This window comes from Marinobacter sp. B-21 (assembly GCF_056857895.1).
In genome coordinates, this window is record NZ_JBSXNZ010000085.1 from 228629 (window position 1) to 249296 (window position 20668).

Consider the following 20668-nt stretch of genomic DNA (forward strand, 5'->3'; position numbering starts at 1 on the left):
TTACTGAGACAGCCTCTCGCAGATCGCAGAGCCGATTTCGTGGGTGCCTCGCCGGCTACCGGAATTTTCGGCAAGATCTGCAGCCACTGCATCGAACAGTTCTTTGCCCGCGGCGGCAATGGCTGGATCTTTGCGCCCCAGCCATTCGAGCATGCGGGCGGCGGTGAATAGCATGGCTGTGGGGTCCGCCAGGCCCTGTCCGGCGATGTCCGGAGCGCTGCCGTGGGTGGGTTCGAACATGGAAGGCATATCCGGATCGGTTGGGTTCAGGTTGCAGGAAGGCGCAACCCCCATGCCGCCTGACAGCACCGCAGCCAGGTCTGTCAGGATGTCGCCCTGCAGGTTACTGGCCACCACCACGTCGAATGCCCAGGGGCTTTGCACGAACTTCATGCAGGCTGCGTCCACCAGCTCATGATGCGTGGCCACATCCGGGTACTCTTTGCTGATTTCGTCAAAGGCCTCGGTGTACATATCGCCCCAGTAGCGCAGGGCATTGCGCTTGGTTACCAGGCACACCTGGCTTTCGCAGGTTCGGCCATCCAGTGTCCGGAATGTCCGCGTCCGACCTTCCTTTACCCGATCTGCAGCACGGTTTCGAGCCTGCTCAAACCCGTAACGGATGATCCGGTCGGTTGCCTTACGCGTGAACACCTCCATCTGCGTGGCTACCTCGTCTGGCATGCCCTTGCGTAACCGACCACCCTGGCTGACGTACTCACCCTCCGAGTTTTCCCGAATCACCAGCATGTCGATGTCCTTGGCGCGCTCATCCGCCAGGTACTGGCGGGCACCGGGAAGAAGCCGGGCCGGGCGCTCGCAGACCCACTGGTCGAACCCTTTGCGCATGTCCAGCAGGGGCGCCAGGGAGATACTGTCCGGTAGCAGGTAGCGGTCCGGATCGTCCATCGGGCCCGGATCGCCGAGGGCGCCCAACAGAATGGCATCGTACTTCTGTAACTGCGCCAGGGCATCCGCCGGCATGGACTCTCCATGTTCTTCGTGCCAGGCGTGGGAGGGCCAGGGGAATCGCGTCCACTCGATGTCCAGGCCGTGTTTGGCGCGCAGGGTTTCCAGGCAGCGCACAGCCTCGGCCACCACTTCGGGGCCTATGCCGTCGCCCGGGGTTACAGCGATACGGGTAGATTGGGCCATTCGGGAAACTCCTTTTGTGGACAGACACGTATAAACGACAAACCCCAGTTTAGTCATGTAAACGGGGGATGCCACCGTTTGACATGCTTTAACCATAAAGTGGTTTTACCGGGGAGGGGTTCGAAGCTATATTGGATTGAAAATACGTCTTATTGACAGTGTAAAACCGCCAGAAGTGAAGTCAGGAGTTGAAGTGAACCAACCCGCCGTATTATTTGATGAGTCTCATTGTGAGCAATGCGCCTGTGGGGAAGGGTTGGATTTTTCCTTTACCTTTGCGTTCCAGCCCATCGTTGACGCTCTTAACAAATCCGTCTACGCCTATGAAGCCCTGGTAAGGGGGACCGAAGGTGAGGGCGCCATGAGCGTTCTTTCGAAGGTGAATGAGCGCAATCGCTATGCATTTGATCAGGTCTGTCGGGTCAAGGCCGTCAAGCTTGCGGCCCGGCTGAAAATGGAGCCAATGCTCAGCATTAACTTCATGCCCAATGCAGTGTACCGAGCCGAGTACTGTATTCGGACAACCCTTGCAGCGGCCAAGACCTACAATTTCGATACTCGTAAAATTATCTTCGAGCTGACCGAGGATGAGGCGCTGACTTCAACCTCTGTTGATCACCTTGTGTCCATCATCGAGGCCTATCAGGAAATGGGGTTCAGTACGGCTATTGATGACTTCGGCGCTGGCTTCTCCCGTTACAACATCATGATGGCAAGTCCGCCCAATCTTCTTAAACTGGATATGGCACTGGTTCGTAATATTCATACCGAGCCGAACAAGCAGGCGGTGGTGGCCGGGATTATCACGATGATGAAACAACTGGGCGGTGAGATTATTGCCGAGGGCGTCGAAACCGAGGAGGAATATTTCTGGTTGCGGTCGCAGGGAATTAATCTCTACCAGGGCTACCTGTTTGCCAAACCGGGTTTTGAATGCCTACCGGAGCCCGAGTTTCCGGCATAAACTGCCCCTGAACCGATAGGAACGACATCTTGCTATACCGAATGATCACCATTGTTGGCGGACTGGTTTTTGTCATCATCCTGTTCGCCCTGATCTGGTTCTTCTGCAAGAAATTTCTGGAGCACCACGGCGTTACTGACCAGGTAAAAGACCGCGCCATAGTTCTTGCTACCTGGACCTTTGCCGGTATCAGCGTTGGGTTGGTTTTTGCAGTAGTCGGTGCTTTCGTCCTGGGCCCATGGGCGTTCTACCGAACCCTCAGGGGCCATGATGTTGAAATATCCGATGGCGCTGCTGTCTTGTGGGGGCTTGGCATCGTCGTGGCCTCCCTGGGCATCACGGCTATCGGATTTTTCGGTTTCCTGATGCTGGTTGGCGCCTATTAAAGTTCACGCGTAAGTTTTTGGGCTTTGAATTGGTCCCGCAGATACTCTAGCGGGTGTCTGACCTTTACGCGAGCGAACCGCTTTACCTGTGATCGGCAGGAATAACCTGTGGCAAGTAAATCATTGGAGTACTCGAGGTCCTTCCTCACCTTCGGGCCCCAGGAAAGCTCGTAAATGGCTCTGGACGTTTCGAGGTTCCGGGTTTCATGCCCATAAGTGCCAGCCATTCCACAGCAGCCTGTAGCTTCAATATCGATTCCGATACCCAATGCCTCAAACACGTCCCGCCACTGGTCCATACTGCCGGCGGCGTTTGTCTTCTCCGAGCAGTGGCCCATCAAGGTCACCTGCGCCCCTGCCGGCGCTTTAAAACCTAGAGAAATTTGTTTGATCTTGGCGGCCAGGAACTCCTGGAGCAACATCACGCTGGGAACGTCCGGGCCAACGTATTTCCGGTATTCCGACCGGAAAGCAAGTGTCATCGAAGGGTCGATGCCAACCAGAGGGATGTCGTACTTTGTATGGAACTTCAACAGGTTGGAATGCCTGCCTGCAATGGTCTCAAACTGTCTGAGAAAGCCATGAACGTGAAGCGGTTTCCCATTCGGGTGGAAGGGCAGCAACCAGATCCGCAAGCCAAGATATTGAAGCGATTCAAGGATGGCGGCGAAGGTATCGGTCTCAAAGTAGCTGGTGAATGCATCCTGCACGATGATCAGCGACCGGGCCCGTTCCTCCTCGCTCAGGCCTGCCAGCTCTTTGTCATTCACTACACCGATGCCCAGCCCTGCGGCGGCCGCGACGGGTGTCCGTGCTGCAAGTAGGGGGCTGTCCACCATGCCAATGTTGCGGACCAGCGCCTTGACCGGTGCCCAGCGCATGAGGCTATTGTAAAAGGGGCGGGCGATGGGATTGGCGATGAAGGGAATCAGTTGCTCCAGCCTGCCGATCAGATGATCCTTGAACGGGCGCAGATAGCGGCCGTGGTACAGATGCATGAACCGGGCGCGGGCTTCGGGAATGTTGACTTGGACAGGGCATTGGCCGGAGCAGGATTTGCAGGATAGGCATCCGTCCATCGCTTCCCGGACTTCATTTGAAAAGTCGTACTGCCCCCGGTTACGCGCCCGGGTATTCCGAAACCTGGCGGGCAGGCTCCGAAGCGCCGGGGTGGAGTCTGTCTGTGCCGCGAGCGATTCGGTGTCCAAACCTTGCTCCCCGAGCAGTCTGAGCCATTCCCGAACGAGGGAGGCGCGACCCTTTGGAGAGTGCCGGCGGTCGCGAGTCGCTTTCCATGACGGGCACATGGCATCGTCCGGGTCGAAGTTGTAGCACGCGCCGTTGCCGTTACAGTTCATGGCGTCCGGCTGGCTGCCTCGGCTGGCAACCGGAATGGTGCGATCCAGTGCTCCGCGCTGCCTGGGCTGATCCAGTTTTACCAGCGGGATTCGGGCATCGGGTGTCGCAATTTTGCCGGGATTGAGTTGATTGTGGGGGTCAAAGGCCCGTTTTACGGCCTGCAACTCTGGGTAGAGGTCCCCGAAAAAGCCGGGCGCGAATTCGGAACGAAAGCCCTTGCCATGCTCGCCCCACAGCAGGCCATGGTACTTTTGCACCAGTGCGACCACTTTCTCGGTGACTGAACGAACGATGTTGATTGTTTCCGGATCCTTAAGGTCTAGGGCCGGGCGGACATGCAGCACGCCTGCGTCCACGTGCCCGAACATGCCGTAGCTCAGCCCCTCGCGGTCGAGGACCTCGCGAAACTCACCGATAAAGTCCGCGAGATGTTCCGGCGGCACGGCTGTGTCCTCAACGAACGCCACAGGGCGGGCCTCACCGGAAGTTTTGGCCAGCAGTCCCACGGCCCGTTTGCGCATTTTCCAGACCTGGTTGACCGCCTGTTCCCCGAAGGCGACGGCGTAGTGGTAAGCTGGCGTCCGTTTTGGATCGTCCAGCAGCTCAGTCAATGTTCTCACAGCACGGCGAACCTCTTGCTCGTCGCCTCCGGTAAATTCCACCAGGTTCACGCCCCGGGTCGGGGAGTCCGGTGGGGTCGGAAAAAATGGCGCCACGTCTTGCCAGATGATGTCACTCCTAGCAAGTTCCAGTACCTTGCTGTCGATGGTTTCAATTGAGGCCGGGCCGGCTTCCATCAGGGCACGGGCATCCCGCAAGGATGCGTCGAAACTGTCGTACTGGACCACCACCAGAGCCTGGTAATCGGGGATCGGCACCAGATTGATTTTTGCCTCGACAATGAAGCCCAACGTACCTTCGGAACCACACAGTACGTTGTTGGCGTTGAGCCGACCCTGTCCATCGCGGAGGTGGGCCAGGTCATAACCGGTCAGACACCGGTTCAGCCTGGGAAAACGCTGCTCGATATCTTCTCGGCGGCGGTCCCAGATACCCGCAAGGGTTCGGTAAATATCACCCGCCAGCGAGGCTTGTCCGGTCGCGGCTTTCTCCTGTTCGGCATCGAGGGCACGGGTATGCAGCAGGCTGCCATCCAACAGGACGGTTTTCAGCTCCAGGACATGATCCCTGGTCTTGCCGTACATGACCGACCCCTGGCCACTGGCATCGGTATTGATCATGCCACCGATGGTAGCCCGGTTGCTGGTGGACAGCTCCGGCGCAAAAAACAGACCGTGGGTTTTCGCGGCTGCATTCAACTGATCCTTCACGACTCCCGCTTCGACCCGCGCCCAACCCTCGGCGGCGTTGATTTCCAGGATCCGGTTCATATGACGGGAGAGGTCCACCACAATTCCGTCTGTTAATGACTGACCGTTGGTGCCGGTACCTCCGCCACGGGGACTGAATACGATATCCGCCCAATCAGCTGTTGTCGCGAGGCGAGCCAGTGCCTGGACATCTGCCTTGTCCATCGGGAAAACCACCGCCTGCGGCAGCACTTGATAGATAGAGTTATCGGTCGCCAGTACCGTTCTAGTTGCGTAGTCCTGCGTCATTTCTCCCCGGAAACCCGAACCCTTGAGCGTCTCCAGGAACTCAAGGTAGCGGGACTGGGTCGGTGTTATTTGCTCAAGTCGCGGTAGCATGGTTGAGACTGTTTTCCTGTTGGTTCTGGTGGGGGTGGGACTGGGTCAGTTGTGCCAGGAGTTCTGTCACAGGTTGGTCAGACAGTTCGTGAACGGCCCACTCCAGGCAATTGGCTTTCGGCCCGAGGGCAGGCTCGGCTAGTTCGTAAAATTTGGTGACCAGTTCGCTTTGGGCAATCGGGTTGCCCGGCGTGCCTCTCGCCTCGAACCGGTCGCTGACCAGTTCCCGGCCATCGTTCAGTCGGATTGCAACAGTGGCATATCTATTAGCCGGGAAGCAGGCCGTGAACTCGGCAGATTCGGACAGCTGGACTTTTCCGATCAGCCGCAAGACCTCGGGGTGGTCCAGATCATTGGTTACCGACTGCTGGTTCACCGTGCCGCGGTGCAAAGCACAAGCCACCGCCCAGGGCAGGCTGTATTGGGCCTCTTCGGTACTTTGAGGCCGGGACGTATGCAGTCGAATCGCCTGATGAAAGCTGGTGACTCGAATTTCCTCGACCTGCTCCATGTCGGGTATTGAGGCCCGGAGCGATAGCGCGGCTTCCACAGAAGGTTGGGCCCAATAGCACACTGGGTACCGTTTGAAATAGGTATTTAGGAAATGCCAATGGGTACCGAGGTCCCGCCAGAGATCGGCTTCCTCGAGAAGTAATGCGGGGGCACCGGTAAAGCCAGACCTGGCCAGCAGTGCGGCGGAAATACCGGTCATGGCGCCCCAGCCAGAGCCGTCCTTCAGCATGGTTGGATGATCTATGCAGCGCATCATCTGGCTGCGTGGACCGTAGAACTCGGCGGCGCCGAGGGCCTCCGCCAGTTGCCGTGGCGTCACTCCCATTACCCGGGCCGCCACAGCGGCCACGCCCAGGCAGTTCCACGCACCGGAGGTATGGTAATCGCAGGCTGAGCCATGAAGGCTGATACCGGCGCGAATGGCAATCTCATAGCCGATGGCCAGCTCCCCCAAAAAACGTCGTCCCGACAGGTCCTGTGTTTCGGGCAAAGAAAGGAGCGCGGGCAGGATGGCAACACCGGCATGACCCTTGGTCAGCACATGGCCATCATGGGCATCCAGGGCGTCAATCAGCCAGCCGCCATAAAGGGCTGCGCCGGCACTTGAGGCCTGACCTTCCGCGAACAGTAGCGGCTGTCTGCCAGGGTACTGATTGCTTACAAACTCAAGGGCTATCCGGGCGAGGGGCGTGCTGGTTGCAGCTGCTGCCACGCCCAACAGGTCCAGCAGGCAGGTCCGGGCCAGGTCATAGACCTCGGTCGGCAGAGCGGTGGCATCAAGCTCCAGAATCTTCTTTGGTACTGACAGGTTGGGCATGGAAGGCACTCGATATTATTGTGCCTCCATCATTGAGGTTCACGGTCTGGCCGACTGCAAATAATGCGACATGGGCTTTAATAAAGCCGACAAATTCTATTCAGCCCTACTCCCGTTTCTGCCTCTGCTCCCGGGGTGTCAGTCCGAAGCCTTTGGTATAGCAACGGGTAAAATAGGAAGTCGAGTTAAAGCCACAGGCGGTGGAGATTTGGGTAATGCTCATGGTGGACTGAAGCAACAGGTGTTTCCCCCGCTCCAGGCGCAATTGCATGTAAAAGGCGTTGGGTGTGGTCCGCAGGTGAGTTCGGAACAACCGTTCCATCTGGCGTGTCGACAGGCCGACCTTCTCGCCGATCTCCGTGAGATTCAGAACCTCCTCGGTGTGGTTTTGCATCAGCTGGATGACCTTGAGCAGGCGCGGATGATTCGTGTTATGCCGGAACTGGAGTTCCATCCGCTGTTTGTCATTGGCCGGTCGGATCTGGGGATGGATGAACTGCTCAGCGCACCCCATGGCGAGATCTGCCCCATGCTCCAGGGCGATCTTGTGGCACATCATATCGAGGCTGGCCAGCCCGCCTGAGCAGGTCATGATGTTGCCATCGATCTCATACAGTTCCCCGGTCATGTTGAGTTCGGGAAACTCCTCCTCAAAGCTTTCCTTGTTTTCCCAATGTATGGTGCATCGGTGATTGGAAAGGAGCCAGGCGCGGGCTAGCAGGAGAGAACCGGTGGAGGTGGCACCTAGCGCCACACCACGGCGTGAGAGCTGACGCAGCCATTCAAACAGCTTTTTGTCCCTGATAACGGTGGCGCCGATACCGGCGACCACGATCATTAGATCAATATCACTGGTTTCATCAAACCGCCGGTCCGGACTGATTGGCAAGCCGTTGCTGGCGGCCACGGGCTGGTTGTCCTGGGAAAAGATGTGCCATTCGTACAGCGGCTGCTCGCTCAGGCGATTGGCCGCACGCAGGGGTTCCATGGCCGCGACGAACGAAAGCATGGAGAACTGTGGAATGGCGAGAAAGCCGATTTTCCGGGTTTCCGGTTCTGTCATTGGGTTGCCTGCACGGAATGTCGCTTTTTTAGCGCATGATGGCGTTTTATTAAATTTTTGTCGATCCGGATTTTCTGATGATGGGACCCGTAGTCGTTAACAACAACGCCCATTGGCAGGAACCCGACATGATCGAACAAAAAGTGAAATTTCAGAGCGACAAGCTCACCCTCGACGGCGCCTTCTTCAAAAATGAGGAGCATGACGATCCGCGTCTGCCCATCGTCATCGTTTGCTCCGGCTTCACCGGCCAGAAAAACATCCACCCCGAGCGTTATGCTCGGTTCCTGACACAAAAGGGCTTCACGGTATTCGGCTTTGACTACCGCGGCTTTGGCGAGTCGGAGGGTGAGCGTGAGCATGTCCTCATTGAAGAGCAAGTTCGTGATATCGCCAATGCGGTGGCAGTAGTTGCCGAGCGCGCAAAAGAAGAAAAGCGCAAAGTTGTCCTGGCTGGCTGGGGCATGGGCGGCGGCCTTGTGCTGGACGCCTTCCGCGTCTGTGAGGACCAGGTTCACGGTCTGATCGCGATGAACGGTTTCTACGACGCTGTGCGTGTTCAGAAGGCCCTGCGCGGTGAGCATGGCTGGAAGCAGTTCCGCGCCTTTATGGCTAAAGAGCGTCTGCGCCTGGCTAAGGGCGGAGAGGCCCAGGGTATTGACCCGTTCGAGATTTATCCGCTGGATCCGGTCAGCCGCGAATACGTATACACCGAGCTGGTCAAGGCGCCCGGTTATGGTGTGACTTCCACGTTCGATTTTGCAGATTCGCTGATCAGTTTCCGCCCGGAAGCGCATCTTGATGAACGCTTCGCTCAGATCCCGCTGCTGATAGCCCACGGCGCCGAGAACGACCTGCACCCGGTGACCGAAGCTCGCTCTCTTTATGCCCGCTACCCGGGTCCGAAGGAGCTCTTCCTGCTTGAGGGTGGTGGCCATACAGAGTGGATGCTGGACGAGAATCCGAAGTTCCAGACCTTTGCCGGCAAGATCGCCGACTGGATCACTTCCACATTCTGATAGCTCCCCTGCGGCGGCCACTGGCCGTCGTTTTCCCTTCGAGTGACCGACTATGAGTTCTGAAATTCCCTTCTGTGAGGCAGCCCGCACGTTGGTGCGCCGGCCGGAAGTGGCGGTTCCGGCGAAGAGCTGTGACACCCACGCTCATGTCTTTGGCCGACACGAGCACTTCCCCTTTACCCCTAACCGCACCTATACGCCGCCAGAGGCGTCTCTGGAACAGTATCTCGAGCTGCATCAGATGCTTGGTATCGAGCGGGGTGTCTTGGTACAGCCAAGTGTCTACGGCACCGATAACAGCCTTCACTTGCAGGCACTCCGGCAGCTCAGGGAGTGGGGATATGACTATCGCGGCGTGTGTGTGGTCGCCCCGGAAGTCTCCAGCACTGAGCTTAAGGAACTCCATGAGGCCGGATTCCGGGGTGTTCGGATGAACCTGTTGTTCCGGGGTGGCCTGCAATGGAATGACGTTCTGGGGCTGGCAGATCGAATTGCAGATCTGGGCTGGCACCTTCAGTTCCTGATCAACGTCTCTGACTGTGACGACATTATGGATCGTGTTGCGGAGCTGCCGGTTCCTGTGGTTTTTGACCATATGGGGCATATGCCCGCGACCCTGGGCACCGACCAATCGGGCTTCCGTAAGCTGCTCCGGTTGTTGGCGGGCAACAGGGCCTGGGTGAAACTCTCTGGCAGCTATCGGGTTACTTTGCAGGACGAGTATCCCTATCCGGATGTCGAAGAAATCGCCCGCGCATTGGTGGCTGCCAATGCCAACCGATGTGTCTGGGGGTCGGACTGGCCCCACCCTCATTTCTCGGGGCTGATGCCGGATGATACCGACCTGCTGGAAGACCTGGCCGTCTGGGTACCGGACGAGGAGGCCCGGAAACGAATCCTGGTATCCAATCCCGTCCGCCTGTATGGATTTGATGATTGAAGCGTTGATGAAGATGTTCTTCGGGCGGACATGGCCGCCCTTTTTTATGCCTTGAACTCAGTACTGATCGTCGAGCAGGCGTCGGATCAGGCGGGTGTTGGAATCCCGCACCGTCGGCATCTCGAAACGGGCGCGGTCGATGGACTCCTGATTCAGCTCTGCCTGAATAAGACACTCCCGGTCTTCTGCAGATGCGAGGATTTCTCCCTTTGGACCGAGGATACAGCTCCCGCCCCAGAACCAGAGATCTTTCTCGTGACCATAGCGGTTGGCCATCACCATCGGCGTGCCGTAGATCATGGCGTAAAAGCTGACATTGGTCTTCCAGTTGTCCTCGTTAGAGAAGTTCTCACTGACAACACCGGAAGCAGAATTGATCGGTGCCAGCATCAGTTCGGGCTGCTTCAGGAAAGCGCAGTGGGTGAGGGCAGGGTTCCACAGGTCCGCACAGATCAGGCAGCTGGACTCCCAGTGCTCGCGGATTTTCACGTTGCCGATCTGGCTGCCGGAATGGAACCATTTGCCTTCTTCCAGGCCGCCATAGGTGGGCAAATTGAGTTTGCGATGAACATGAAGCACCTCACCATCCCGCAGGTATGCCATGGCGTTGTACAGTTCGCCTGCCCGTGCCCGCTCTACAAAGCCGACCACAAGTGTGATGCCTTTTGCCTGCCTGGCGAGGCTGAGCAGGGCCGGATCGTCTTTTCGCATGGCAACGGTGGGTGCATCACGCCCGACCTGGTAGCCGGTCAGCGACAGCTCAGGGAAGAGCAGTAGTTCCGCCCCACTTTGACGAGCCTGCTCAGCGTATTCGCGGTGCCGTTCAAGGTTGGTTTCAACATCCAGCAACTGGCTGTTGATCTGTGCTACGGCCACATTGAGGTTGGTAATCATGTCGGCTTCTCGGTGATTGAATGACGGGTATACAACGGCAAAAGCCCTGTGAACCGTCGAGGCGCACAGGGCGTTGTCTGACTCAGGGGTCAGATCAGGTCGTTCTGCTCAAGGAAGTTACGGGCAACCTTCTCGATTTCTTCTTTCTCGACGTCCACCTGGGCGTTCAGACGGGACATTACCTCGTTATCCAGCAAGCCGGAAAGCTTGTTGAGCTGGTCGTCCAGTTCCGGATTCTGTTCCAGAACTTCCTGTCGCACCACCGGCGTGATTGCGTAGTCCGGGAAGAAGTTCTGGTCGTCCTCCAGAAGTACGAAATCAAATGCCGGGATACGTCCGTCAGTGGCGAAGACCAACGCCAGGTCCACTTCACCTTCTTTCAACGCAGTATAGGTCAGCCCTGAGTCCATACGCTTGATCTGGTCACGGGGCAGTTTGAAGTCGTAAGCTTTGGCAAACGGACGGAAGCCGTCTTCACGGGCGTACCACTCGGCGTTGCTGGCCAGGACCAATTCCTTGCCATCGTTGATGGCGGCGGCCATGTCACTCAGGGTCTTGATGCCCATGGCGTTAGCTTCTTCTGACTGCATTGCCAGGGCATAGGTGTTGTTGGCGTCAGACGGATTTAGCCAGACGAGGCCTTTTTCCATGTCCAGCTCGCGCACTTTTTCATAACCTTCCTGACGGCCGAGTTTTTCCTTGACGTCGTTGTAAACGATCAGGCCAGTGCCGGTGTACTCCCAGTACACGTCCACCTGACCATTTTCCTGGGCGGATCGCAGAACGGCACTGCCCATGCCCGCCCGGGTATCCACGTCGTAGCCCTTGGCGCGCAGGTACTGCGCAGTCATGGAGGTGAGCAGTTGTTGTTCGGTGAAGTTCTTGCCACCGACCACGATCGTTTCGGCAGTTGCGATGCCACCGAAGGTCATGGAGATGGCGAGTGTCGCTACAGATGCCAGTTTTTTGAGGGTTTTCATGTTTCAGTGCTCCATGTGACTTCTTGTTTTGTGGCTACCCCGCGCGGAGTGGCCAGTTTTCAAATCCCGGGCCGCTTTATGCGGCCTCAGGCACGGGATGGATTGACGCCCCGGGGAACCATCAGGAACGCGCAGGCGGCGACCAGTATGTCCACCGTGATGGCGAGAAGGGCGGTCATGAGGGCTCCGGCCAGCATCATTTCGGTATCGAACAGGTCGATGCCGGTGAAGATCAGCTCGCCCAGACCGCCACCGCCGATCAGGAACGCCAGGGGCACGGTACCTACGTTAATCGCCAGCGCCGTCCGGATGCCTGCGAAAATGACGTAGGTAGCGTTTGGAATTTCCACACGCAGCAACATCTGTCCCGGTGACATTCCGATGCCCGAGGCAGACTCCTTGAGGTGCGCGGGAACCCCTAGTAACCCGGTGTAGGTGTTGCGCACGATCGGCAGCAGTGAGGCGATGAACAAACCGAATACCGAAGGAATGAAGCCGATGCCAAGAAGACTCATGGACAACGCCAGGATTGCCAGGGTTGGGATCGTGGTGCCCACGTTCAGCCCCTGCATGGCCCACTCAGAAACCTTGATGAAGCGTGGCCGGCTTAGGATAACCCCGAGCGGGATACCTACGGCAATCGCCAGCGTTCCTGAAATGGCAGTCAGCTGAATATGCTGTTTGGTCAGGTAAACAATGTCTTCCCAGTGGAACAGCATGCCGTCAATCAGACCCGAGCGCTGGAGGTAAACCCCCAGCAGGAGGACGACAACCAGTGCCGGCAACTGGAAGAAACGGGACTGTTTGAGCTTTTTCATGTGGCCACCCTGAAACGCCGCACGTTCTGGTCATCACTGCGGGATGACTTGTAGGTCGCACCCAGATAGTGGGTAATGCCGCGCTGGGTCACCACGCCCATCAGCTTGCCCTGTTCGGATACGCAGGGCAGCCAGGTGGCGTCGTGGGTAAACATCTTGGAGGCCACGGTACGGAGGTCGTCCTCGGGGCGGACGACGGTACGCAGGTTGTAGCTGTGCTGGCCGCATTTGCCCTTGGCTGTGGTGGCCACGCTGCGCGAAACATAACCCACGGGCCGGTCACTGCCGTCGACGATGATGATGGCGCGTTCGTAACCAGCATCGTCCATGCGTTGCAGGGCAGTGGCGAGCGAGTCTTCGGCGGTGACAACACTGGATTCACCTTCCAGCACCTCGGAGACGGTTACCAGTTGCAGGCGTTTCAGTGCCCGATCCCGCCCCACAAAGCCCTTGACGAATTCGTTGATCGGGTGCGAAAGCAGGTCATCGGGAGTGTCGTACTGGATCAGCTTGCCGTCCTTGAAGATGGCAATGCGGTCCGCCATCTTCACGGCCTCATCAATGTCGTGACTGACGAACATGATGGTCTTCTTCAGTTCCCGGTGCAGCTTCAGGAACTCGTCCTGAATTACTTCCCGGTTGATAGGATCGATCGCACCGAAGGGCTCATCCATCAGCATGACGGGGGGATCTGCAGCCAGGGCGCGGATGACTCCGACCCGTTGCTGCTGGCCGCCGGAAAGCTCGTTCGGGTACCGCTTGAGGAAAATGGCGGGGTCCAGGGCGACCATTTCCAGCAGTTCCGAAGCGCGCTTAAGGTAGCGGCTTTTCTCCCAGCCGATCAGCTTCGGCACGATCGAAATGTTTTCCTCGATGGTCATGTTCGGGAACAGGCCGATCTGCTGGATGACATAGCCTATGTTCCGGCGGAGGGAGACGGTGTCCTGGTCGGTGGTGTCCTGGCCGTTGATCAGGACACGGCCGGAGGTCGGGTTGATAATCCGGTTCACCATTTTCAGGGTGGTTGTCTTGCCGCAACCGGAGGGTCCCAGCAGAACGCAGATTTCACCCTGCGGTACCTCCATGTTGATATGGTCGGCGGCAGTCACTACACCACGGTCGGTATCAAAAATCTTGGTCAGGTTGTCGAGTGTAATCATGTTCCGTATCCCGGTTGTTGTTATCTCGAGGAATCAGAGGCCCCTGGGGGTCAATTTGCGTTGCAGCGACAGCAGAGAACGATCGGCCACAATGGCCAGAAGGCTGACGGCAATCGCGCCCACCACCAGTTGCCGTGGATCGCTTTGCGAGATCCCGCGGCTGATCAGCACGCCCAGGCCACCGGCACCGATATAGGCCGCAATCGCCATGACGCCGATGTTCATAACCACAGCCGTGCGAACCCCCGCCATGATGACCGGCACGGACAGTGGAATTTCCACTTTCCTTAGCCGCTGGGCACTGGTCATGCCAATACCCCTGGCTGCCTCGCGAAGACCGGGGCTGACGTTATTAATGGCAGTGTATGTATTCCGGATGATGGGTAGCTGGGAGTACAGCAGCACAGCAATAACGGCAGGCAGATAGCCAATCCCGTGGCCAATGGTTGAGAGAATCGGGATCATGATTCCGAATAACGCAATGGATGGGATGGTGATGAGAACCGACGCCACGTAAAGCACAACTGTGGCAATGCGCTCGTTCTGGGTGATCGCAATGCCAATCGGAACGCCCGTCAGCGTTGCCAGGCCCACAGCGACGACCACCAGACTGATGTGCTCGAGCGTGAGTTTGCCCAGCAGGTTCAGGTTGGTCATGATGAAATCAAGGATTTCCACAGCGGAGCCCTCTTTTTGTGAGTTGTAATCGGCAGAAGTCCACGTTCTGATCACGTTAAACCAGGGGCAGAACGTGAACTTTAACGAAAGCGTCGTTAAAGCGAAAAATAACGACAGTAGGCTGGTAGTCTTTTCAGGCGATAGAGCGGAGCTGTTCCCGGAACCAAAGCAGTGCTGGCTCTCTCTCGTAAGCCCTGTGCCAATAGAGGTGAACGTCGATGGACGGCAGGTCTGCCGGCGGATCCATGATCCGGATGTTGGCTCGCTCGGCAATGATGCGGGCATAAGCCTCTGGCATGGTCAGCAGCAGGTCGGTCTCCTCCACAACCCGGCAGGCTGCGTAGTAATGTTGGCACCTTAGCCGGATGCTGCGCTGAACCCCCAGCCTCGATAGCTCGAAGTCCTCAATCCCGGGCCCCTCGGTCCGTGACGACACCAGTACGTGTTTTGCCGACAGGTACCCTTCCATATCCAGAGTGCCGTCTGCCAGTGGATGTCCTTCCCGGGCCAGAACCACCAGCCGGTCGCGCCGCAGCAGTTCGTGGGACGTCTGGTTGCTCACGGGCAATAGCACATCCACAGCAAAATCCAGCTTGCCCGCCGCCAGTTGCGTCTCCATATCACGGCGCGCAATACGCTGACTGACGATCTCCAGTTCCGGGTAGGCGTCCAGACGCGCCATCAGGCGGGGCAGGAAAGTGGATTCCAGGATGTCCCGCAACCCGAGTGAATAGGTTTTGCGCTGGGTGGCCGGATCAAACGCATGAAACTGGTTTACCGCGCCCTGGATCTGGGTGAGGCCCGGTCGCATGGACTCGAGGAATCGCCGGGCCAGGGGCGTTGGTACCATCTGATTGCCCTGGCGGGTAAACAGAGGATCATCAAAATGGTCCCGGAGCCGGGACAGCGAGTGACTGACCGCAGGCTGTGTCAGATGCAGTGCCCTGGCCGCGCGGGTCAGACTTCCTTCCCTGTAGATGGTGTCGAATACATGCAGCAGGTTCAGGTCCAGGCGGTTGAGGGCCATGAGCGCGTCCGTTCTTTCGAAATTTGGAATAAGTTTGGTTAATAATAAACGATAAGAATAATTCAGTCGCGTAATAGTTAAGTCATCCCTAGACTGGTCTCAACGTGATTATTCCGTGCACGCCACCGTGCAACCGTTAGCGAGGAGACGGCGATGGATTTCAATATTTCCGAGAAAGGGCAGGATTATCTCAACCGCGTGAAACAGTTCATGAAGGATGAGATTTTTCCAATCGAAGAGCAGTACCACAAGGAGCTTGCCTCCCTGGATAACCGTTGGGTTGTGCTGCCGATCATTCGGGAGCTGAAGGAAAAAGCCAGGGCCCAGGGCCTCTGGAACATGTTCTTCCCGGACGAAAAATACGGCTGCGGCCTGCTGAACTCCGACTACGCCCTGATTGCCGAGGAAACCGGGCGCAGCTTTATTGCGCCGGAGATCTTCAACTGCAACGCGCCGGATACCGGCAATATGGAAGTGCTGATCCACTACGGCTCCGAAGAGCAGAAAGCCGAGTGGCTACCCCGGCTGCTCAGCGGTGAGATCCGCTCCGCCTTCTGCATGACCGAGCCGGCGGTTGCCTCTTCCGATGCCACCAACATGGAAGCCACCGCTGTAGTCGAAGGCGACGAAGTGGTTCTGAACGGCCGCAAGTGGTGGAGCACCGGTATCGGGCACCCCGACTGCAAGGTGGCGATCTTCATGGGCCTGACGGATCCGGACGCCCACAAGCATCGCCGCCATTCCATGGTGCTGGTGCCGCTGGACACTCCGGGCGTCAAGATCGAGCGTATGCTGCCGGTATTCGGTGAATACGACGAGCCCTACGGCCATGGTGAGGTGCTGTTTGATAACGTCCGATTGCCCAAGAGCGCATTCATCGCCGGCCCGGGCCGCGGTTTCGAGATTGCCCAGGGCCGTCTGGGGCCAGGTCGTGTGCACCATTGCATGCGCGCGATCGGTGCGGCGGAGCGCACACTGGAGATTCTGATCAAGCGTGCCACCACCCGGGAGGCCTTCGGGCGGCCGATCGCCAAGCTGGGCGGCAACCCGGATATCATTGCCAATGCCCGCATGGCCATTGAGCAGGCTCGTCTGCTGACGTTGAAATGCGCCTGGGCACTGGATACCAAGGGCATCATGGGGGCATTGCAGGAGGTCTCGATGATCAAGGCGGTGATTCCGTCCATGTTGCAAACCATTGTGGATCAGGCCATTCAGATTCACGGTGGTGCCGGGGTCAGTGATGACGACTTCCCGCTGACGCAGCTGTTTGCCTATGCTCGAGTGTTACGCCTGGCCGACGGGCCTGATGAGGTGCATCGGGCTATGGTGGCCCGGTTGGAGCTTCGTAAGTACAAGCTCTGAGCCTGACTCAAGAGTCAGCGGAGCCTCATCGTTTGGTGCCGGGAGCAGGTGGGAGACGGTTTCTGAAACACGCTCCTTTCGGCACATCCATGTGACGCTTGGGCTCCGCCATCCATGGCTCCGCACAGTTTCAGAAACCGTCTCCCACCCGCTCCTTCAATCTTAGGAGTGGGCTGCTGGTTTTGGAGATGAAGATCAGCTAACTCGAAAGTTCGGGAGCTGGTGCCGGGCAGGCCTTTCCAAAACCTTGCGGAGCCATGGATGGCGGAGCAGAGCGTACATGGACGTATTCACAGCGTGTTTTGGAAAGGCCTGCCCGGTAGCAGCTCTTGCACCAAAAAAAAGAACACGAACTCCAAACCTAACGGAGAAGAACAGCGATGACACAGAGAGTATTCATAACCGGCGGAGCCAGCGGTCTCGGTCGGGCGATTGCATTGCGGTACGCCAAAGAAGGCGCCAGAGTCTGCATCGGCGACATTAACCCGGAGCAGGGGGGTGGCGTTGAGAAAGAGATTACCGCAGCCGGAGGCGAGGGCTACTACGTCGAGTGCGATGTTCGACGCCTGACCGATTTCGAAAAGGTCCGCGATGATCTCGTGAAGAAATGGGGTGGCGTTGATGTGGTGGTGAACAACGCCGGTGTGGCGTCTGCCGGTTCCATCGAAGATACCGCCATGGCGGACTGGGAGTGGATTCTCAATATTAACGTGCTGGGTGTCGTTCGTGGCTGCAAGGCGTTCACGCCCCAGTTCAAGAAGCAGGGTTCCGGCACATTTGTGAACATCGCCTCCATGGCGGGCCTGATGCTGGCACCGCTGATGGATAGCTACAACGTTTCCAAGGCCGGGGTTATTGCGCTGTCTGAGACCCTGAGTCAGGAGCTGCGGGACGACGGCATCCATGTAAGCTGTGTCTGCCCGGCGTTTTTCCAGACCAATCTGGCCAGCAGCATGCGCTCGGACCTTCCCGGAATTCAGCAAAATGTGAACAAACTGATGAAGCGTTCCAGTATTACCGCTGGGGATGTGGCTGAGGACGTTGTAAGGTCAGTGCAAGACAAGAGTTTCTGGGTGCTGCCCCACGCCAAAGAGCGCCGCATGTGGATGCTCAAGCGGCACGCGCCCAAGGCCTTTGACTGGCTGATGCATCAGGAAAGCAAGCGCTGGATGAGCAAGATGGGCGGTAAGGCCAAGGCCTGAACCCAACACATGAACAAGAGGAGAGCCCTGAATGACCCAGATTGATGAGGCGATGGATATCCGTGAAGGCGAAGAGCTGGATATAGCCGCTGTAGACCGGTTCATGAAACAGGCCATTCCTGACCTCGCAGGCGAGCCGGACATTCGCCAGTACCCAGGCGGTGCCTCTAACCTGACCTACCAGGTGGATTACGGCGACCATTCCTACGTTCTCCGTCGGCCCCCGTTCGGCAAGATCGCCAAATCGGCCCACGATATGCTGCGTGAGGCAAGGGTGATGCAGGCTCTGAAGCCGGTCTATCCTTACGTGCCCAACATCATTGCCATTTGCGATGATCACGACGTGCTGGGCTGCGATTTCTACGTGATGGAGCGCCTGAAAGGCATCATTCTGCGCCAGGATTTCCCGAAGGACTTTGAGCTCAGTGAGGCGGACACCCGCAAGCTCTGCCTGAACGTGATTGGCAAGCTGGTGGATCTGCACTGTGTGGACACCAGGGCGGCGGGCCTGGATAAGCTGGGTAAGGGCGAGGGCTATGTGCAGCGCCAGATTGGCGGCTGGAGTGATCGCTTCCGCAAGGCCCGCACGGAGGATGTCGGTGACTTTGAGGCGGTGATGGGCTGGCTTGACGACAAGATGCCGGCGGACACTGCCCAGGTGGTGATCCACAACGATTTTCGCTTTGACAACGTGGTGCTGAACCCGGACAACCCGTTTGAAGTGATTGGCGTTCTGGACTGGGAAATGGCCACCATCGGCGACCCGTTGATGGACCTGGGTAACAGCCTGGCCTACTGGATCGAGGCGGATGACGAGGGGCCGTTCCAGATGCTGCGCCGGCAGCCCACCCATCGCCCGGGTATGCTGACCCGCAAGGAAGTGGTGGATTACTACATGGAGCAGTCCGGTTTCAAAGCCGACAACTTCGACTTCTATGAGATCTACGGTCTGTTCCGCCTGGCGGTGATCATCCAGCAGATTTACTACCGTTTCTATCATGGCCAGACCAGAGACAAGCGCTTTGCGGCCTTTGGTCATGCCGCCAATTATCTGGAGAAACGCTGCCAGCGACTGATTTCGGAGAGCGCCCTGTAATGGCAACCATCTATCTGGTGCGCCATGGCCAGGCCAGTTTCGGGAAAGAGAACTACGACCAGCTCTCGCCCTGCGGGTGGGAGCAGGGCCGGGTTCTTGGTCGCTGGTTTGCCGGAAAGGTTGAGCCTGCGGCGGTTTTTGGTGGCGATCTGGAACGACATCGTGAAACGGTCGAGGCCATCACCACCGGATACGGGACCGAGTTGCCGGATATGCAGGTGGTACCGGGTTTCAACGAATTCGACCACATCACGGTAGTGGCCCGTTATCGCCCGGAGTGGAATGACCGTGCGGTGATGGCCAGAGATCTCAAGGCCTTCCCGAAGCCGGCCAGAGCCTTCCAGGAGGCCTTCGTGCAGGCAGTGCGCCGCTGGGTATCCGGCGAATTCGACCATGAGTATGACGAGAGCTGGCCTGAGTTCAAGGCACGGGTACTGATCGCATTCGAGGAGATGATTGAGTACGCCGATGGTGGCGATGTGCTGGTGGCAACCTCTGCTGGTCCGGTTTCGGTGATTGCCCAGCACCTGCTCGGGCTGGACGATGCCAAAGCGCTGGGGCTGAACGAGGTGATCGCCAACACCAGCGTCACCCGGGTCCTGTATTCAGGCCCCCGGCGCAGCCTGGCCGTGTTTAACAACTACAGCCACCTGGAAGCGGACAACCCCGCCCTGGTGACATTCCGATAATGCATTGAGGTGAACGAATGAGCAGCAAGAACCTGTTTGATCTGACGGGCAAGGTTGCCCTGATTACCGGCGCCAGTCGTGGCATCGGCGAGAATATCGCCCGCACTCTGGCTGATTACGGTGCCCACGTGATCGTCAGCAGCCGCAAGATTGACGGCTGCGAAGCGGTCGCCAGCAGCATCCGTGAAGCCGGCGGCAGCGCCGAAGCCCACGCCTGCCATATCGGGGAAATGGATCAGATCGAAAGCATCTGGGCGCACATCGAGCAAACCCACGGCAAGCTGGACATTCTGGTTAACAACGCGGCGGCGAATCCCTATTTCGGGCCGGTGGAGGACACCGACCTGGGCGCGTTCAACAAGACCGTGGATGTGAATATCCGGGGCTACTTTTTCATGTGTGCCCGCGGTGCCCGGATGATGAAAAAAGCCGGTGGCGGCTCCATCGTGAACGTGGCCTCGGTGAACGGTGTGAACCCGGGGCACTTCCAGGGCATTTACTCGGTGACCAAGGCTGCGGTCATTTCCATGACCAAGTCCTTCGCGATGGAGCTTGGCCAGCAGAAGATCCGGGTGAACGCTCTGCTCCCCGGCCTGACAGACACAAAGTTTGCCAGTGCCCTGACAACGAACGACGCAATCAAGAAACAGGCCATGGCCCACATCCCCATGAAGCGGGTAGCCGACCCGAGTGAAATGGCGGGTACGGTACTGTATCTGGTATCTGAGGCGTCCAGCTACACCACCGGTGCCTGCATCAACGCAGACGGCGGTTATCTGACTATCTGAATGGCCCGGGGTCAGATGAAAGCGTTCATCTGACCCCTCTTTCACG

Annotated in this window: 19 protein-coding genes; 9 read left to right on the forward strand and 10 right to left on the reverse strand. The window is 57.9% G+C overall.

The features are described from left to right. Entirely contained in the window at positions 1-1155 is a 1155-nt protein-coding gene (locus tag AC13C0_RS16020; RefSeq protein ID WP_341581442.1) for an isocitrate/isopropylmalate dehydrogenase family protein, read from the reverse strand. 193 nt (positions 1156-1348) lie between these two features. Here AC13C0_RS16020 and AC13C0_RS16025 point away from each other — a divergent pair, with 193 nt between their 5' ends. Both AC13C0_RS16025 and AC13C0_RS16030 read left to right on the forward strand, forming a co-directional pair. Continuing rightward, the gene (locus AC13C0_RS16025) at positions 1349-2119 is read left to right on the forward strand and encodes an EAL domain-containing protein (protein ID WP_341581443.1); all 771 of its coding nucleotides are present in this window, start codon (positions 1349-1351) and stop codon (positions 2117-2119) included. 29 nt (positions 2120-2148) lie between these two features. Continuing rightward, positions 2149-2505, forward strand: a complete 357-nt coding sequence (locus tag AC13C0_RS16030) for a hypothetical protein (RefSeq protein WP_341581444.1) — start codon at positions 2149-2151, stop codon at positions 2503-2505. Here the strand turns inward: AC13C0_RS16030 and ydiJ are convergent. The 3 genes from ydiJ to AC13C0_RS16045 form a co-directional block, all read right to left on the reverse strand. Continuing rightward, complete coding sequence (gene ydiJ / locus AC13C0_RS16035) at positions 2502-5573, reverse strand: D-2-hydroxyglutarate dehydrogenase YdiJ (RefSeq protein WP_341581445.1); 3072 nt, start codon at positions 5571-5573, stop codon at positions 2502-2504. The genes AC13C0_RS16030 and ydiJ overlap by 4 nt on opposite strands. Next, positions 5557-6903: an MmgE/PrpD family protein gene (locus tag AC13C0_RS16040; protein ID WP_341581446.1), complete on the reverse strand. Its 1347-nt coding sequence runs from the start codon at positions 6901-6903 to the stop codon at positions 5557-5559. The genes ydiJ and AC13C0_RS16040 overlap by 17 nt, the downstream gene beginning before the upstream one ends. 106 nt (positions 6904-7009) lie before the next feature. After that, entirely contained in the window at positions 7010-7966 is a 957-nt protein-coding gene (locus tag AC13C0_RS16045) for a GlxA family transcriptional regulator (RefSeq protein WP_341581447.1), read from the reverse strand. Between the two features lie 77 nt (positions 7967-8043). On the opposite strand from AC13C0_RS16045, the gene AC13C0_RS16050 reads away from it, so the two are divergent. Then, on the forward strand, positions 8044-8985 hold the full coding sequence (locus AC13C0_RS16050; protein WP_341581448.1) for an alpha/beta hydrolase: 942 nt from the start codon (positions 8044-8046) through the stop codon (positions 8983-8985). A 52-nt stretch (positions 8986-9037) separates the two neighbouring features. Then, positions 9038-9925, forward strand: coding sequence for an amidohydrolase family protein (locus AC13C0_RS16055; RefSeq protein ID WP_341581449.1), 888 nt, complete (start codon positions 9038-9040; stop codon positions 9923-9925). A 57-nt stretch (positions 9926-9982) separates the two neighbouring features. Here AC13C0_RS16055 and AC13C0_RS16060 read toward each other — a convergent pair whose 3' ends face one another. From AC13C0_RS16060 to AC13C0_RS16085, 6 genes are all read right to left on the reverse strand, one after another. Continuing rightward, positions 9983-10819 (reverse strand): nitrilase-related carbon-nitrogen hydrolase, encoded by an 837-nt coding sequence (locus tag AC13C0_RS16060; protein WP_341581450.1) that lies wholly within the window; start codon positions 10817-10819, stop codon positions 9983-9985. Between the two features lie 89 nt (positions 10820-10908). Continuing rightward, on the reverse strand, positions 10909-11799 hold the full coding sequence (locus AC13C0_RS16065) for a glycine betaine ABC transporter substrate-binding protein (RefSeq protein ID WP_341581451.1): 891 nt from the start codon (positions 11797-11799) through the stop codon (positions 10909-10911). A gap of 86 nt (positions 11800-11885) precedes the next feature. After that, positions 11886-12617, reverse strand: a complete 732-nt coding sequence (locus tag AC13C0_RS16070; protein WP_341581452.1) for an ABC transporter permease — start codon at positions 12615-12617, stop codon at positions 11886-11888. Then, positions 12614-13777 (reverse strand): ABC transporter ATP-binding protein, encoded by a 1164-nt coding sequence (locus AC13C0_RS16075; protein WP_341581453.1) that lies wholly within the window; start codon positions 13775-13777, stop codon positions 12614-12616. The genes AC13C0_RS16070 and AC13C0_RS16075 overlap by 4 nt, the downstream gene beginning before the upstream one ends. Before the next feature lie 33 nt (positions 13778-13810). Further along, complete coding sequence (locus AC13C0_RS16080; RefSeq protein ID WP_341582827.1) at positions 13811-14434, reverse strand: ABC transporter permease; 624 nt, start codon at positions 14432-14434, stop codon at positions 13811-13813. Positions 14435-14588: 154 nt separating this feature from the next. Then, complete coding sequence (locus tag AC13C0_RS16085; RefSeq protein WP_341581454.1) at positions 14589-15482, reverse strand: LysR family transcriptional regulator; 894 nt, start codon at positions 15480-15482, stop codon at positions 14589-14591. A gap of 153 nt (positions 15483-15635) precedes the next feature. Here AC13C0_RS16085 and AC13C0_RS16090 point away from each other — a divergent pair, with 153 nt between their 5' ends. The 5 genes from AC13C0_RS16090 (at position 15636) to AC13C0_RS16110 (ending at position 20622) form a co-directional block, all read left to right on the forward strand. Continuing rightward, positions 15636-16847 carry an acyl-CoA dehydrogenase family protein gene (locus tag AC13C0_RS16090; protein WP_341581455.1) on the forward strand — a complete coding sequence of 404 codons (1212 nt, stop codon included), beginning with the start codon at positions 15636-15638 and terminating at the stop codon, positions 16845-16847. A 380-nt stretch (positions 16848-17227) separates the two neighbouring features. Beyond that, complete coding sequence (locus AC13C0_RS16095) at positions 17228-18049, forward strand: SDR family oxidoreductase (protein WP_341581456.1); 822 nt, start codon at positions 17228-17230, stop codon at positions 18047-18049. Between the two features lie 31 nt (positions 18050-18080). After that, a complete protein-coding gene (locus tag AC13C0_RS16100; RefSeq protein ID WP_117619839.1) occupies positions 18081-19145 on the forward strand; it encodes a phosphotransferase family protein in 1065 nt (354 codons plus the stop codon). Then, positions 19145-19834, forward strand: coding sequence for a histidine phosphatase family protein (locus AC13C0_RS16105; protein ID WP_341581457.1), 690 nt, complete (start codon positions 19145-19147; stop codon positions 19832-19834). The genes AC13C0_RS16100 and AC13C0_RS16105 overlap by 1 nt, the downstream gene beginning before the upstream one ends. 17 nt (positions 19835-19851) lie before the next feature. Then, a complete protein-coding gene (locus AC13C0_RS16110; RefSeq protein WP_117619841.1) occupies positions 19852-20622 on the forward strand; it encodes an SDR family oxidoreductase in 771 nt (256 codons plus the stop codon). Positions 20623-20668: the final 46 nt, after the last annotated feature.

What these genes read in the sequence shown, in the direction of transcription:
- AC13C0_RS16060 (WP_341581450.1), bottom strand. Translation starts at nt 10,819, where the DNA reads ATGATTACCAACCTCAATGTGGCCGTAGCACAGATCAACAGCCAGTTG.
- AC13C0_RS16055 (WP_341581449.1), top strand. Translation starts at nt 9,038, where the DNA reads ATGAGTTCTGAAATTCCCTTCTGTGAGGCAGCCCGCACGTTGGTGCGC.
- AC13C0_RS16020 (WP_341581442.1), bottom strand. Translation starts at nt 1,155, where the DNA reads ATGGCCCAATCTACCCGTATCGCTGTAACCCCGGGCGACGGCATAGGC.
- AC13C0_RS16065 (WP_341581451.1), bottom strand. Translation starts at nt 11,799, where the DNA reads ATGAAAACCCTCAAAAAACTGGCATCTGTAGCGACACTCGCCATCTCC.
- AC13C0_RS16045 (WP_341581447.1), bottom strand. Translation starts at nt 7,966, where the DNA reads ATGACAGAACCGGAAACCCGGAAAATCGGCTTTCTCGCCATTCCACAG.
- AC13C0_RS16095 (WP_341581456.1), top strand. Translation starts at nt 17,228, where the DNA reads ATGACACAGAGAGTATTCATAACCGGCGGAGCCAGCGGTCTCGGTCGG.
- AC13C0_RS16100 (WP_117619839.1), top strand. Translation starts at nt 18,081, where the DNA reads ATGACCCAGATTGATGAGGCGATGGATATCCGTGAAGGCGAAGAGCTG.
- AC13C0_RS16110 (WP_117619841.1), top strand. Translation starts at nt 19,852, where the DNA reads ATGAGCAGCAAGAACCTGTTTGATCTGACGGGCAAGGTTGCCCTGATT.
- AC13C0_RS16075 (WP_341581453.1), bottom strand. Translation starts at nt 13,777, where the DNA reads ATGATTACACTCGACAACCTGACCAAGATTTTTGATACCGACCGTGGT.
- AC13C0_RS16085 (WP_341581454.1), bottom strand. Translation starts at nt 15,482, where the DNA reads ATGGCCCTCAACCGCCTGGACCTGAACCTGCTGCATGTATTCGACACC.
- AC13C0_RS16080 (WP_341582827.1), bottom strand. Translation starts at nt 14,434, where the DNA reads ATGACCAACCTGAACCTGCTGGGCAAACTCACGCTCGAGCACATCAGT.
- AC13C0_RS16070 (WP_341581452.1), bottom strand. Translation starts at nt 12,617, where the DNA reads ATGAAAAAGCTCAAACAGTCCCGTTTCTTCCAGTTGCCGGCACTGGTT.
- AC13C0_RS16090 (WP_341581455.1), top strand. Translation starts at nt 15,636, where the DNA reads ATGGATTTCAATATTTCCGAGAAAGGGCAGGATTATCTCAACCGCGTG.
- AC13C0_RS16105 (WP_341581457.1), top strand. Translation starts at nt 19,145, where the DNA reads ATGGCAACCATCTATCTGGTGCGCCATGGCCAGGCCAGTTTCGGGAAA.
- ydiJ (WP_341581445.1), bottom strand. Translation starts at nt 5,573, where the DNA reads ATGCTACCGCGACTTGAGCAAATAACACCGACCCAGTCCCGCTACCTT.
- AC13C0_RS16040 (WP_341581446.1), bottom strand. Translation starts at nt 6,903, where the DNA reads ATGCCCAACCTGTCAGTACCAAAGAAGATTCTGGAGCTTGATGCCACC.
- AC13C0_RS16050 (WP_341581448.1), top strand. Translation starts at nt 8,044, where the DNA reads ATGATGGGACCCGTAGTCGTTAACAACAACGCCCATTGGCAGGAACCC.